The 12,797-nt window shown below is 67.5% G+C and carries 12 protein-coding genes; 3 read left to right on the forward strand and 9 right to left on the reverse strand.

The window, feature by feature from the left end:
* Positions 1–385: 385 nt before the first annotated feature.
* Positions 386–1,351 carry a DMT family transporter gene (locus tag BLU17_RS17875; protein ID WP_091999031.1) on the forward strand — a complete coding sequence of 322 codons (966 nt, stop codon included), beginning with the start codon at positions 386–388 and terminating at the stop codon, positions 1,349–1,351.
* Between the two features lie 420 nt (positions 1,352–1,771).
* Here BLU17_RS17875 and BLU17_RS17880 read toward each other — a convergent pair whose 3' ends face one another.
* From BLU17_RS17880 to BLU17_RS17910, 7 genes are all read right to left on the reverse strand, one after another.
* Complete coding sequence (locus tag BLU17_RS17880) at positions 1,772–2,275, reverse strand: CinA family protein (protein WP_091999033.1); 504 nt, start codon at positions 2,273–2,275, stop codon at positions 1,772–1,774.
* A gap of 132 nt (positions 2,276–2,407) precedes the next feature.
* Positions 2,408–3,166, reverse strand: a complete 759-nt coding sequence (locus tag BLU17_RS17885) for an SIR2 family NAD-dependent protein deacylase (protein ID WP_091999036.1) — start codon at positions 3,164–3,166, stop codon at positions 2,408–2,410.
* Positions 3,167–3,453: 287 nt separating this feature from the next.
* Complete coding sequence (gene glmS, locus BLU17_RS17890; protein WP_091999039.1) at positions 3,454–5,280, reverse strand: glutamine--fructose-6-phosphate transaminase (isomerizing); 1,827 nt, start codon at positions 5,278–5,280, stop codon at positions 3,454–3,456.
* Positions 5,281–5,368: 88 nt separating this feature from the next.
* Positions 5,369–6,730: a bifunctional UDP-N-acetylglucosamine diphosphorylase/glucosamine-1-phosphate N-acetyltransferase GlmU gene (gene glmU / locus BLU17_RS17895; RefSeq protein WP_091999043.1), complete on the reverse strand. Its 1,362-nt coding sequence runs from the start codon at positions 6,728–6,730 to the stop codon at positions 5,369–5,371.
* Between the two features lie 247 nt (positions 6,731–6,977).
* Entirely contained in the window at positions 6,978–7,961 is a 984-nt protein-coding gene (gene ttcA / locus BLU17_RS17900) for a tRNA 2-thiocytidine(32) synthetase TtcA (RefSeq protein ID WP_091999046.1), read from the reverse strand.
* 3 nt (positions 7,962–7,964) lie between these two features.
* Positions 7,965–8,360 carry a dihydroneopterin aldolase gene (locus BLU17_RS17905; RefSeq protein ID WP_091999049.1) on the reverse strand — a complete coding sequence of 132 codons (396 nt, stop codon included), beginning with the start codon at positions 8,358–8,360 and terminating at the stop codon, positions 7,965–7,967.
* Between the two features lie 196 nt (positions 8,361–8,556).
* Complete coding sequence (locus tag BLU17_RS17910; protein WP_091999052.1) at positions 8,557–9,420, reverse strand: SDR family oxidoreductase; 864 nt, start codon at positions 9,418–9,420, stop codon at positions 8,557–8,559.
* 13 nt (positions 9,421–9,433) lie between these two features.
* Here BLU17_RS17910 and BLU17_RS17915 point away from each other — a divergent pair, with 13 nt between their 5' ends.
* Together BLU17_RS17915 and BLU17_RS17920 are read left to right on the forward strand one after the other, a co-directional pair.
* Positions 9,434–10,636, forward strand: coding sequence for a class I SAM-dependent methyltransferase (locus tag BLU17_RS17915; protein WP_091999055.1), 1,203 nt, complete (start codon positions 9,434–9,436; stop codon positions 10,634–10,636).
* Positions 10,637–10,655: 19 nt separating this feature from the next.
* Positions 10,656–10,850 carry a DUF2905 domain-containing protein gene (locus tag BLU17_RS17920; protein ID WP_091999058.1) on the forward strand — a complete coding sequence of 65 codons (195 nt, stop codon included), beginning with the start codon at positions 10,656–10,658 and terminating at the stop codon, positions 10,848–10,850.
* 28 nt (positions 10,851–10,878) lie between these two features.
* Here BLU17_RS17920 and BLU17_RS17925 read toward each other — a convergent pair whose 3' ends face one another.
* Together BLU17_RS17925 and BLU17_RS17930 are read right to left on the reverse strand one after the other, a co-directional pair.
* The gene (locus BLU17_RS17925) at positions 10,879–12,135 is read right to left on the reverse strand and encodes a multifunctional CCA addition/repair protein (protein ID WP_091999061.1); all 1,257 of its coding nucleotides are present in this window, start codon (positions 12,133–12,135) and stop codon (positions 10,879–10,881) included.
* Positions 12,132–12,782, reverse strand: coding sequence for a glutathione S-transferase family protein (locus tag BLU17_RS17930; RefSeq protein WP_091999064.1), 651 nt, complete (start codon positions 12,780–12,782; stop codon positions 12,132–12,134). Before BLU17_RS17930 ends, BLU17_RS17925 begins: the two co-directional genes overlap by 4 nt.
* Positions 12,783–12,797: the final 15 nt, after the last annotated feature.

The following is a 12,797-nucleotide window of genomic DNA, read 5'->3' on the forward strand; positions in this document are numbered from 1 at the left end:
TTGTGAATTAGGACAGCGTGAAACGCGCGAAACGAAACTGGTCCGCTTGCCGATCTCGGCGGGCGTTTCGCGCGAAGCAGTATTACGCAGCGTAGGGCGTTTGTCATCCGTAAATGGTCGGGTGTATTTTCCGGGAGACAATTCCCTTTCAATTCGGATACGATCGATATTTACGCGCTCGTTTTCCGGAAGGCCGCTGTTCTCTCGCTTTATGCGCTGAATCGTCCTGCCTCTGCCCGGTTCCGGCCCAATTCGCGCCAGATCCAGCAGGAATCGACAAAAAAGGCGCTCCCGCGCCTCTTTATGCAGCGGACACCTTGCGCCATGTGCGCTCCCACCGTCGAAAACGCTGTCGCACCTGTTCCACGCGAAAAGAGATCTCCGCTTGAAATCCGCCACCCGCCGCCACGTCCGCGCCAACCTGCTGATGCTGGCCGCCGCCCTGATCTGGGGCTCGGCGTTCGTCGCCCAACGACTGAGCCTCGATGCCATCGGCCCGTTCCTGTTCACCGGCCTGCGCTTCCTGCTGGGAGCCGCAGTCGTTTCAGCCTTTCTGTTCGTGCGACATCGCGCCGGCAGGCGCCCCGCGGCGAGCGGCGGCAGCCCGGCGGCCCCCGCGCTGTTCGACGGCGCGCTGCTGCGCTCGGGCATGCTGCTCGGCGTCGTGCTGGCCGTCGCGATCTCGCTCCAGCAGATCGGGCTCGGCTACACGAAGATCGCCAACGCCGGCTTCATCAGCTCGCTCTACGTCGTGATCGTGCCGATGCTGGGCGTGCTGCTGCGTCATCGCACGGGGCTCGGCACCTGGCTCGGCGCAGCACTCGCCGCGGTCGGCCTGTACTTCCTCAGCATCAACGAACACTTTTCGGTCATGTACGGCGACTGGTACCAGCTAGGCTGCGCGCTCGTGATCTCGATCCAGGTCATGCTCGTGGGCCATTACGCGCCGCGCCACGACCCGCTCGCACTTTCCATCGTGCAGTTCGTCACCTGCGGAGTGGTGTGCCTCGCCATCGGGCTCGCCTGCGAGCCGCTGCGCGTGGCCGACGTCCTGCGCGCCGCGCCCACCATCCTGTATGGCGGCGCGCTTTCCGTGGGCGTCGGCTATACGCTGCAGGTCGTCGCGCAGCGCGACGCCGCGCCCGCGCACGCGGCCGTGATTTTCAGCATGGAAGGCGTGTTCGCCGCGCTCGCGGGCTGGGCCGCGCTCGGCGAAACGCTCACGCCACGCGCCCTGGCTGGCTGTGCGCTCATGCTGGCCGGCCTGCTCGCCTGCCAGTTGCTGCCGGCCTGGCAGGCGCGCCTGCGTGCCCGTCAGCGCGCGGCCGCGCGAGCGCCGGAAACGGTGTAGCGGTGTAGCGCCGCCGAACCCGCTTCAGACGGCTTCCTGTTTCGATGAATGGCGTCGCCCTCCGGCGACGCTTTTTTTTCGTGTGGATAACGCGCGATTGCGTCGTGCGTGGCGAGGTTATCCACGCAAGCCTCTGGACAACATGGGGACGACCTGGCGAACGAGTTGTGGAGCACTTCTTGATAACCGCGCATGCGGCGCAATCGACCCAAAAGTTATCCCGGAAGCGCGCAATGCTTACAGGGTTTGTCCGCATAGCTATCCGTTTCGCATCGATATGAGCCGGCAGGTTATTTTGCTGTTATCCACAGTTATTGCCGGGACTTGTTAACTGCTACTACCTATAAATATAAATACTGAAAAAGATATGGAGAAACACGCGACGCTCGCTGCGCTCGCGTGCTGCGCATTCGCGCAGGTTTATTTCGCGCACGCGATGACGCTATCGACGAAACGAGGCAAACCGAGCAACGCGCGGCGTGCAATCGATCTGCGGATCTCGTTGCGCCGCCCCGAAAACCACACCGTTTCGCCCGCGCTGACCACGCAGCCGCCTTCGAAGCAGGCCCACGCAAAGCAATGCGCGACGGCAACGCCGATGCCATCGTCCTCGAGCCCTGGCAAGCCGATGCTCGCCAGCGCGACGCTCGCGCGTCCCGCGCTTCGCGCGAGGGCGCCTTCGGCGGCTTCGCGCGCAATGCTCTCGCTGAAGAGTCCGAAACGCGCGATGGTCTGCGCGCTCACGCCGGGCAGCGCCGCGAGCGCCGCTTCCGAATGCGCAACGCAGCCGAGGTCGAGGCAGCCCGGGGCACCGCGCTGCTCGGCCAGCATCGCGCCGATCGCACCGGCCGTGCAGGTTTCGACGCTCGCGAGCACGAGCGAGCGCGAGCGCAGATAGCCGACGATCTGCTTCGATATGTTCATGGCGACAGCGAACCGGAAAGGAAAACGCGAGTGTCGCACGCGCAATGCGCAACACGTCCGCGCAACGAAAAAGGGCGTGCGCCCCTGAGGATGCACGCCCTTGCGAATGCGCCCTGCCGCGACGCCACGCGGCTAGCCGCCCGCCATCATCCGCTCGATGGCCGGCTCGATATTGAGCAAGCCGACCGTCGCAGGCTCGGCCTGGACGACGCCGAAACATTCCGCGCGCTGCGGCGCCGGATCGACGAGGAAATTGCGAGCATAACGGCCGTAGCGTTCGGGCGGCAGAAGCCGCTCGGGCGGAATGACCTCGAACGCCGTACCGACGGCGATGAAGAGATCGTCGGGCGTCAGGTCGCGCTGGATGCGCCAGAGCGTCTCGTACTCGGGCGCGGCTTCGTTGAAGAACACGACGCCGGGCTTCACGCCCTCCGCCTGTCCGCACGAGGGACAGGCCGCCTGCGGGTCGAGTCCCTTGCCGGAGACCGGGAAGCGATAGTCGCAGTCGGTGCACAGCAGCGAAATCATGTCGCCATGCAAATGCGTGACCTGGCGCGCGCCGGCCTGTTCGAGCAGGTCGTCGATGTTCTGCGTGACGAGGTGCACGCGCGCCGTGCCCCAGGCGTTCTGCCACTTCGCGAGCAGTTGATGGGCGGCGTTCGGGCGGGCGTCGCCGTATTCCGCGATGCGCTGGTTGTAAAAGCGGAAAACCGCTGGCCGGTTGCGGCGCCACGTGAGGTAATTGCAGACCTCGTCGATGCTAGCGTGGGACCAGATGCCGTCACCGGTGCGGAACGTCGAGATACCGCTTTCCGCAGACAGGCCCGCACCGGAAAACACGAACAGGCGAGGCAGTCTGCCGGACTGCCGCGGTTGCCGGGATTGCGCCACGTTTGCCTCCTTGATCGAACGGCGACATTATGACCGGGCGGCGGCGTTTCGACAGGCGTTCGAATGGCCCGCGCGCGCATTGCGCCAGAGAACGGCCAGCAAGCCCTCAGGCCCGGCGCAGCGTGACGGCTGATGCATCCCCGCGCAGCAAGCTGCGGCAGCCCCGTGTGCGGCCGCTCAGCGTCTTCTGCGTCGATCGACGAAGCAAAAAGGGGATGCCGCAATGGCATCCCCTTTCGCAGGACGTTTTGAGCGCGGCCGTTGCCGCTAGCCGCGCACGAAAAACCTCACTCCACCGTCACCGACTTCGCGAGATTGCGCGGCTTGTCCACATCGGTGCCGCGCGCGCATGCCGTGTGATACGCCAGCAACTGCAGCGGCACCACGTGCAGGATCGGCGAAAGCAGCCCGTAGTGCTCCGGCATGCGGATCACGTGGATGCCGTCTTCGCTCGTGATGTGCGTGTCGGCGTCGGCGAACACATAGAGCTGGCCGCCGCGCGCGCGCACCTCCTGCATGTTCGACTTGAGCTTCTCGAGCAGCGCGTCGTTCGGCGCCACCGTCACGACCGGCATCGCCTCCGTCACCAGCGCGAGCGGTCCGTGCTTGAGCTCGCCCGCCGGATACGCCTCGGCGTGGATGTACGAGATTTCCTTGAGCTTGAGCGCGCCTTCCAGCGCGATCGGATAATGCAGCCCGCGCCCGAGGAACAGCGCATTCTCCTTGCGCGCGAACTCCTCCGACCACGCGATGATCTGCGGCTCCAGCGCCAGCACCCCGTTGAGCGCCGCCGGCAGGTGGCGCAGCAGCTTCAGGTGCGCGGCTTCCTGCGCCTCGCTCACATGGCCGCGCAGCTTGCCGAGCGTCACCGCCAGAATGAACAGGCCGACAAGCTGCGTGGTGAACGCCTTCGTCGACGCCACGCCGATCTCGCGCCCCGCGTGCGTGAGGAAGCTGAGCTCGGTCAGCCGCACCATCGCGCTCGTCGCCACGTTGCACACCGCGAGCGTGTGCGCCATGCCGAGCGACTGCGCGTGCCGGAGCGCGGCGAGCGTGTCGGCGGTTTCGCCCGACTGCGAGATCGTCACCACAAGCGCGCGCGGATTGGGCACCGACTCGCGATAGCGGTACTCGCTCGCGATCTCGACATCGGTGCGGATCTTCGCCACCGACTCGAGCCAGTACTTCGCCGTGAGGCCCGCGTAATAGCTCGTGCCGCACGCGAGGATCAGGATGCTGTCGATGCCCTCGAACACCCCCGGCGCGCGCTCGCCGAAGAGGCTCGCGTCGAACGTGTCGGCGGCGGGAATCGTGTCCGAGATTGCGCGCGGCTGCTCGAAGATTTCCTTCTGCATGTAATGGCGATACGGCCCGAGATCGACCGCCCCGCCGTAAGCGCCGTAGCCCTGCACGTCGCGCGCCTCGCGCGTCACGAGGTTGCCGGCGCGATCGGCGATGCGCACGCCTTCGAGCGTGATCTCGCACACGTCGCCCTCTTCCAGGTAGCTGACGCGCTCCGCGCTACCCGCAATGGCGAGCGCGTCCGACGCGATGAAGTTCTCGCCCTCGCCATAGCCCACGACGAGCGGCGAACCGGCGCGCGCGCCCACCACCGTATGCGGCTGGTCCCGGTGCACCACGCCGATCGCATACGCGCCCGCGAGCTGCTGCACGGCCGCGCGCACGGCGGCGAACAGGTCGCCCTGGTAAAGGCTGTGGATCAGGTGCGCGATGACCTCGGTGTCGGTCTGCGACACGAACTCGTAGCCCTGCGCACGCAGCGTCTCGCGCAGCGACTCGTAGTTCTCGATGATGCCGTTGTGCACGATCGCGAGCGTGTCGCGCGAGAAGATCGGGTGCGCGTTGTTCACCGTGGGCGCGCCGTGCGTGGCCCAGCGCGTGTGGGCGATGCCGGTCACGCCTTCGAAATGCGTCTCGCGCACCTGGGCGTCGAGTTCGGCCACGCGCGCGACGCTGCGCACGCGCTGCGGGCCGCCGGCCGTCACGATGGCCACGCCGCACGAGTCGTAGCCGCGGTATTCGAGCCGCCGCAGTCCTTCGATCAGGACGGGAACGATGTTACGAAGCGCTACCGCGCCGACGATGCCGCACATGGATTCGATCCTTTGCAATGAGGGAGGCGTGGGGGCGCCGCGCGCGTTTTCGCGCAGCAGGCGGCGCACCACGCCCGGTACAACCCGTTCAGTTCTTTTTCTTCGCCGGCCGGACGTAGCCGGGTTTGGCGAACTGCGTCTTTTCGTTGAGCGCGAGCGTGCCTTCGGGCACGTCCTTCCACACCGTCGTGCCCGCCGCGATGGTCACGCCACGGCCCACGCGCACCGGCGCGACGAGCTGCGTACCGGAGCCCACGAACACGTTGTCTTCGATGACCGTGCGATGCTTGTTCGCGCCGTCGTAGTTGCAGGTGATGGTGCCCGCGCCGATGTTCACGCCCGCGCCCACGTCGGCGTCGCCCACGTAGCTCAGGTGGTTCGCCTTCGAGCCCCGGCCGATGTTCGCGTTCTTCACCTCGACGAAGTTGCCCACGTGCACCTCGTCGGCGAGCTGCGCACCGGGGCGCAGGCGCGCATAGGGCCCGAGCACCGCATTCGCGCCGACCGCCGCGTTCTCGACGTGCGTATAGGCGTCCACGCGCGTGCCCGCGCCGATCGACGCACTGCGGATCACGCAGTTCGGACCCACGCTCACGCCGTCCGCCAGCGTCACGTCGCCCTCGAACACGCAGTTCACGTCGATGAACACGTCGCGCCCGCACGTGAGCGAACCGCGCACGTCGATACGCGCCGGGTCCGCCAGCGTCACGCCCGCCACGAGCAGCGCCGCGGCCACGTTGCGCTGGTGCACGCGCTCGAGTTCGGCGAGCTGCTGCTTGCTGTTCACGCCGAGCGTTTCCCATTCGTCGGCGGGCTGCGCGGTCACGGCCGGATGGCCGGAGGCGATCGCCGCCTGCACGACGTCGGTGAGGTAATACTCGCCCTGGGCGTTGTCGTTCTTCAGCGCGGCGAGCCAGCCCGCGAGCGGCGCGGTCGGCGTCACGACGATGCCCGTGTTGATCTCGGCGATTCCGCGTTCTTCCTCGCTTGCGTCCTTCTGCTCGACGATGCGCACGACCTCGCCCGCCGCGTCGCGCACGATGCGGCCGTAACCGGTGGGGTCGGCGAGCGTGACGGTGAGAATGCCGTAGCCGTTGCGGCCGGCGGCATCGACAAGACGCCTGAGCGTCGCCGCGCGCGTGAGCGGCACGTCGCCGTACAGCACGAGCGTGGGCACGGTCGTGTCGAGCAGCGGCAGCGCCTGCGCGAGCGCGTGGCCCGTGCCGAGCTGCTCGGCCTGCAGCGCGAACTGGACGTCGGGCGCGCCGACGGCTTCGCGCACGGCCTCGCCGCCATGGCCGACCACGACGACGAGCCGGGTGGGCGAAAGCGTGCGGGCGGTGTCGATGACGTGCGAGAGGAGCGGCTTGCCGGCGAGCGGATGGAGCACTTTCGGCAGCGCGGAGTGCATGCGTTTGCCCATGCCCGCCGCGAGGATCACGATGTTCATTGCATCGATGACTGGATAAGGAATGAAGCGGCTGATTCTAGCATGGGGGTATCCTCGGAACGTCGCCCCGACGGGCTCCCGCGCCCGGACGAACACGTTGTAACAACGTCGCTTCCGGCAATCGGCCTGTGCCCGCAAAACGTCCCATGCGGGGTCGGAGCGTTTGATTGCCGCGCCCGCGTGCCCAGGCGCATGAGGCTCGGGCGCGCGCGAGAAGCGGACCGCCAGCGCGGCCTGAAAACGCGGCTCAGAGATCGTCGAACGGCGTGAACTTGATCGTCGCACCTTCGGCCGGCGCGGCGTCGGTCGAGCACGGTTCTTCGTCGAACGCGATGTCGCCCGCCGGATCGGCCACGCCCGTCGCTCGCAAGCCCGCGAAGCCGAACAGCTTCGTGTCCATGAGGTGCGACGGCACGACGTTGCCGAGCGCGTTGAACATGTTCTCGACGCGGCCCGGGAAGCGCTTGTCCCACTCGCGGATCAGCGCCTTCATTTCCGCGCGCTTCAGGTTCGGCTGGCTGCCGCAGAGGTTGCACGGAATGATCGGGAATTCGCGCAGCACCGCGTACTTTTCGAGATCCGTTTCCTTTACGTAGGCGAGCGGCCGGATCACGACGTTCTTGCCGTCGTCGGACTGCAGCTTGGGCGGCATGCCCTTGAGCTTGCCGCCGTAGAAAAGGTTCAGCAGCAGCGTCTGGAGGATGTCGTCGCGATGGTGGCCGAGCGCGATCTTCGTCGCACCCAGCTCGCCCGCCACGCGGTACAGAATGCCGCGGCGCAGGCGCGAGCATAGCGAGCACGTCGTCTTGCCCTCGGGCACGAGGCGCTTGACGATGCTGTACGTATCCTGATTCTCGATGTGGTACGGCACGCCGACTTTGTCGAGGTACTCGGGCAGCACGTGCTCCGGAAAGCCCGGCTGCTTCTGGTCGAGATTCACGGCGACGATGTCGAAATCGATCGGCGCGCGCTCGCGCAGACGCAGCAGCACGTCGAGCAGCGCGTAACTGTCCTTGCCGCCCGAGAGGCAGACCATCACCTTGTCGCCGTTCTCGATCATGTTGTAGTCGCCGATCGCCTGGCCGACCTGGCGCACGATGCGCTTGAACAGCTTGTTGTTCTCGTAGGCTTCCTTCTGCTCGCGGCGCGTGAGCGAGCGGCGGCCCGCTCCTTCGTTCGTCGCTTCGTTCGCGGCGTTCTCGCCGACGGGGAGCGTTTCGGGGGCGTTCATGAATCAGTCCTCTTTGATGCGAAAGACCTCGACGCCCACCGCGTCGCAGTCCGGATAAACGTCGGGCTTCTCGGTCGAGACGCGCACCGCGCGCACCTGGTCGTGCGAGAGCAGTGCCGCGGCGAGATCGTCGCAGAGGGTTTCCTGCAGATGGATATGGCCCTGGCTCACGCGCGCGGCGACGGTCGCGCGCATGAAGTCGTAATCGACGACTTCGCGCAGCTTGTCCTCGCGCGGCGTGGTCAACGCGAGCGGCACGAACAGGTCGACGTTGATGACGACGCGCTGCTCGCCGCGCTTTTCGAAGTCATGCACGCCGATGTTGATGTGCACTTCGTAGTTGCGCAGGAAAAGCCGGCGGCAGTCGGCGAGCCGGGGGTGAAGCAAAACGGTGGACATGTCTGTTCCAGTCGATAAAAGCGTGCTTTCTCTCGCACGTATGCGGGCGAGTGCGCCCGGCGGTCATCCGGCCGGTCTGCAAAACCGCTCGTGCGCGGCGGTTCGCGTTCCTTTGCCTTTGTCAGCACCGCCTGCATGCGGGTTTGCGTGCAGCGGTCTATGCATTTAGTTGCGAAACAGGGTGCGGCGCCCGGCTTCAGCCACCCGTCAAAAACATCACGTCGCGCGGCAGCGGCACGAGGTGCTGCCCGCCGTCCACGACGAGCGTCGTGCCGGTCACGCCCGAGGCCTTCGCGAGATACAGCGCGGCCTCCACGAGATCGGCGGGCCGCGACGCGCGTTTGAGCGGCGTGACCTGGTGCGCGGCGGCGAAGCTTTCGGGCGTCTGGTCGCCCGACTGCAACGTGAGGCCGGGCGCGAGCCCCACCACGCGCACCTTCGGCGCGAGCGCCTGGGCGAGCGCGACGGTCGCGTTCTGCAACGCCGCCTTCGTCAACGTGTACGACAGATAGTCGGGATTCATGTTGTACAGCTTCTGGTCGAGCACGTTGATGACGCAGGTGCGCAGCGTCTCGTCCGTTGCCGCGGCCTCGGGCGTGGCCTCGTACAGCGTGCGCGCCAGCACGAGCGGCGCGCCCACGTTGACCGCCATGAGTTGCAGCAACTTCGCGTAGCCGACGTCGCGCGCGGTGTCTTCCTCGAAGCGCGAGGCATTGTTGAGCACGCACGCGGGACGGCCCAGCGCCGCGACGCAGTCCGGCACGAGCCGCGCCACTTGCGCCTCGTTGCCCAGATCGGCGTGCAGCGCCACGGCCCTGCGGCCCAGCGCCGCGATCTGCGCGACGACCTCGCCGGCGGCCGCGCGCGACTCGCCGTAATGCACGGCGACGTCCCAGCCGCGCGCCGCGAAGCCGAGCGACAGTTCGCGGCCGATGCGGCGCGCCCCGCCCGTCACCAGCACCACGGGCGCCCGTGCGCCGACGCCCGAATCGAGGTGCGATGCGGTGGCTGATGCGCTCGTGGCGGCGTCAGCGGGGCGGATGCCGGAAGTTGCGCTCATTTACAATGCCGGGATGAATCCGAAAGCTCACGAACCCGATAGTTTACCTGTTCCCGAGCCGATCGCGCTCGCGCAGTCCGAGGCGCTCGCGGCCACGCTGCGCGCCGAGATCGCGACGGCGGGCGGCTGGCTGCCGTTCGACCGCTACATGGAGCGCGCGCTCTACGCGCCGGGACTGGGCTACTACAGCGGCGGCGCGCGCAAGTTCGGCCTCCTCGCCGACGACGGCAGCGACTTCGTGACCGCGCCCGAGCTTTCGCCGCTTTTCGCCGCGACGCTCGCGCGCGCCGTCGGCGAGGCGCTCGCGGCAAGCGGCACGCAGCGCCTGATGGAGTTCGGCGCGGGCACGGGGCGTCTCGCGGCAGGGGTGATGCTCGCGCTCGACGCCGCGGGCGTGCCATTCGACTCCTACGCGATCGTCGATTTGTCGGGCGAGCTGCGCGAGCGCCAGCGCGAAACGATCGCGAAGCTCGCGCCGGCGCTCATCGAACGCGTGACGTGGCTCGACGCGCTGCCCGCGCAGTTCGAGGGCGTCGTGATCGGCAACGAGGTGCTCGACGCCATGCCGGTGCGCCTCTTCGCGCGCAAGGACGCCGTGTGGCACGAACGCGGCGTGAGCGTGAACGCCGAAGGCGCCTTCGTCTTCGCCGACCAGCCGGCGAATTCGGGACGCGACGCCCACTGGCCCGGGAGCGCGCTCGCGGGTGTGGAGGGCAGCGAGGACTACCTGACCGAGACGCACGAAGCGGCGCTCGCGTTCACGCGCACCGTATGCGCGATGCTCGTGCGCGGCGCGGCGTTCTTCATCGACTATGGGTTTCCGCGCCACGAGTATTACCACGCGCAACGCGCGCAGGGCACGCTGATGTGCCACTACCGGCATCGTGCGCACGGCGACCCGTTCCTCTATCCGGGTTTGCAGGACATCACCGCGCACGTGGAATTCACGGGCATTGCCGAGGCCGGCGTCGAAGCGGGCGCGGACCTGCTCGGCTATACCTCGCAGGCGCGCTTTCTGATGAACGCCGGCATTACCGAGGTGCTCGGCGACATCGATCCGAGCGACCCGCAACGCTTTCTGCCCGCCGCGAACGCGGTGCAAAAGCTCGTTTCCGAAGCGGAGATGGGCGAGCTCTTCAAGGTGATTGCGTTTTCGCGCGGCATCGGCGAGACCATCGCGGCGTTCGCGCGCGGCGACCGCAGCCACACCCTCTGATGCTCACGCCCAGGCGACCATGATCCGCTGGTTTCTTACCACCTTCATCGCCGTCGCCATTCTTTCGGGTGCGCAGCCTTGGCTCAGGAAGCTCGGCATCGGGCGGCTGCCCGGCGACATCACGCTGCGCATTTTCGGCCGCGAATATCCGCTGCCGTTCATGTCGACGCTCGTGCTTTCGATGGCGCTTTCATTTCTCGTGCGCGCGCTCTGAGCGCACGGGAAACGAGCAGCCAGGTCCGTCAGGACGATGCGAGCGCGGCTTCCACGGCCGCGATGCGCGCCTGGTGCACGGCCTCCTTGATTTTCCCGGCGTCGCCCTTCTTTTCGCCCGCCTGCGCGATGGCCTGTGCAATCGCGCCCGCATCGACGCCGCGCGCCGCCACGAGCGCTACGCGCAGCCGCTCGGCCTGCGGATAAGGCGCATTCTCCCAGTTCAGCCGCCCGCGCAGGTCCGACTCGCAGGCCTGCAGCGCCTCGGCAAAACGCGCGGGCTTGCGCAGCGCGTCGCAGCGTTCGAGCAGGCGCACGAGCGCGGCCGCGCCCATGTCGGTCACGCGATGCACGTTGCCGTGCTCGCGCGCCACCAGCACCGCCAGCTCGCGGCAGTCGTTGGGCACGCGCAGCCGGTCGCACAGCGGCTTGAGCAGATCGACGCTGCGCCCCTCGTGGCCGAGGTGGCGCGGCAACACGTCCTCGGGCGTCGTGCCCTTGCCGAGATCGTGCGTGAGCGCCGCGAAGCGCACCGGCAGCGTGTAGCCCTGGGCGGCCGCATGGTCGATCACCATCATCACGTGCACGCCCGTATCGACTTCCGGGTGATAGTCGGCGCGCTGCGGAACGCCCCATAGCGCATCGACCTCGGGCAACACGCGCGCGAGCGCGCCGCAATCGCGGAGCACCTCGAACATGCGCGAAGGCTTCGATTCCATCAGGCCGCGCGAGAGTTCCTGCCACACGCGTTCGGGCACGAGCGCATCGACTTCGCCCGATGCGACCATCTCGCGCATGAGATCGAGCGTCTCGGGCGCAACGGCGAAATCGGCGAAACGCGCCGCAAAACGCGCGATGCGCAGAATGCGCACGGGGTCTTCGAGAAACGCCTCGCTCACGTGACGAAACACGCGCGCCCGCAGATCGCGCGCGCCGCCGAACGGATCGACGACCTCTCCCGTGAGCACGCCGCCCGGCTGCACTTCGCGCGCCATCGCGTTGATCGTGAGATCGCGCCGCGCAAGGTCTTCTTCGAGCGTCACGTCGGGCGAGTAGTAGAACTGGAAGCCGTGATAGCCGGCGGCCGTCTTGCGCTCGGTGCGCGCGAGCGCGTACTCCTCATGGGTATCCGGATGCAGAAAAACCGGAAAGTCCTTGCCCACGGGTCGATAGCCCTGTGCGACCATCTGCGCGGGCGTCGCGCCCACCACGACGTAATCGCGGTCGCGCACCGGCAGCCCGAGCATTTCGTCGCGGATCGCACCGCCTACGACATAGATCTTCATTCGTCGTCGCGTTCGTCGTCGGCGACGATGTGGGTTTCGCGGCGCGCCGCCTCGACCCATTCGGCCACCGCAGGCAGTGCGCTCACGCGCTGGACGTAGGCCGCCGCTTCGGGCGAAAGCGCCGGCTGATAGCTGTTCAGCCGCATGACGACCGGCGCGTACATCGCGTCGGCAATACCGAACTCGCCGAACAGGAACGGGCCGCCGCTCGCGGCGAGGCACTCGCGCCAGAGCGCGTCGATGCGCGCGACGTCGGCGAGCGCGCCCGGCGTCGCACCCGCGCCTGGCTTCGCCTTGCGGATGTTCATCGGCATGTGGCTGCGCAGCTCGCCGAAGCCCGCATGCATTTCGGCGCTCACGCTACGCGCGCGGGCGCGCGCGTTCGCGTCGCGCGGCCACAGCGCGTGCTGCGGGAAGCGCTCGGCGAGCGTCTCGGCGATCGCGAGCGAATCCCATACGGCAAAGCCGTCGTCGGCAACGAGGCACGGCACCTTGCCCGAGGCTGAGAACGCGAGGATCGAGGACTTGGTGCGGGGCTCGTCGAGCTCGATCAGCACTTCCTCGAATGCAATGCCGAAGTGCCTGAGCAGCACCCAGGGGCGCATCGACCACGACGAATAGTTCTTGTCTCCGATTACGAGCTTCATTGTGCAAATGACCGT

The sequence above is a fragment of the Paraburkholderia lycopersici genome, from assembly GCF_900096975.1.
Lineage (GTDB): Bacteria > Pseudomonadota > Gammaproteobacteria > Burkholderiales > Burkholderiaceae > Paraburkholderia > Paraburkholderia lycopersici.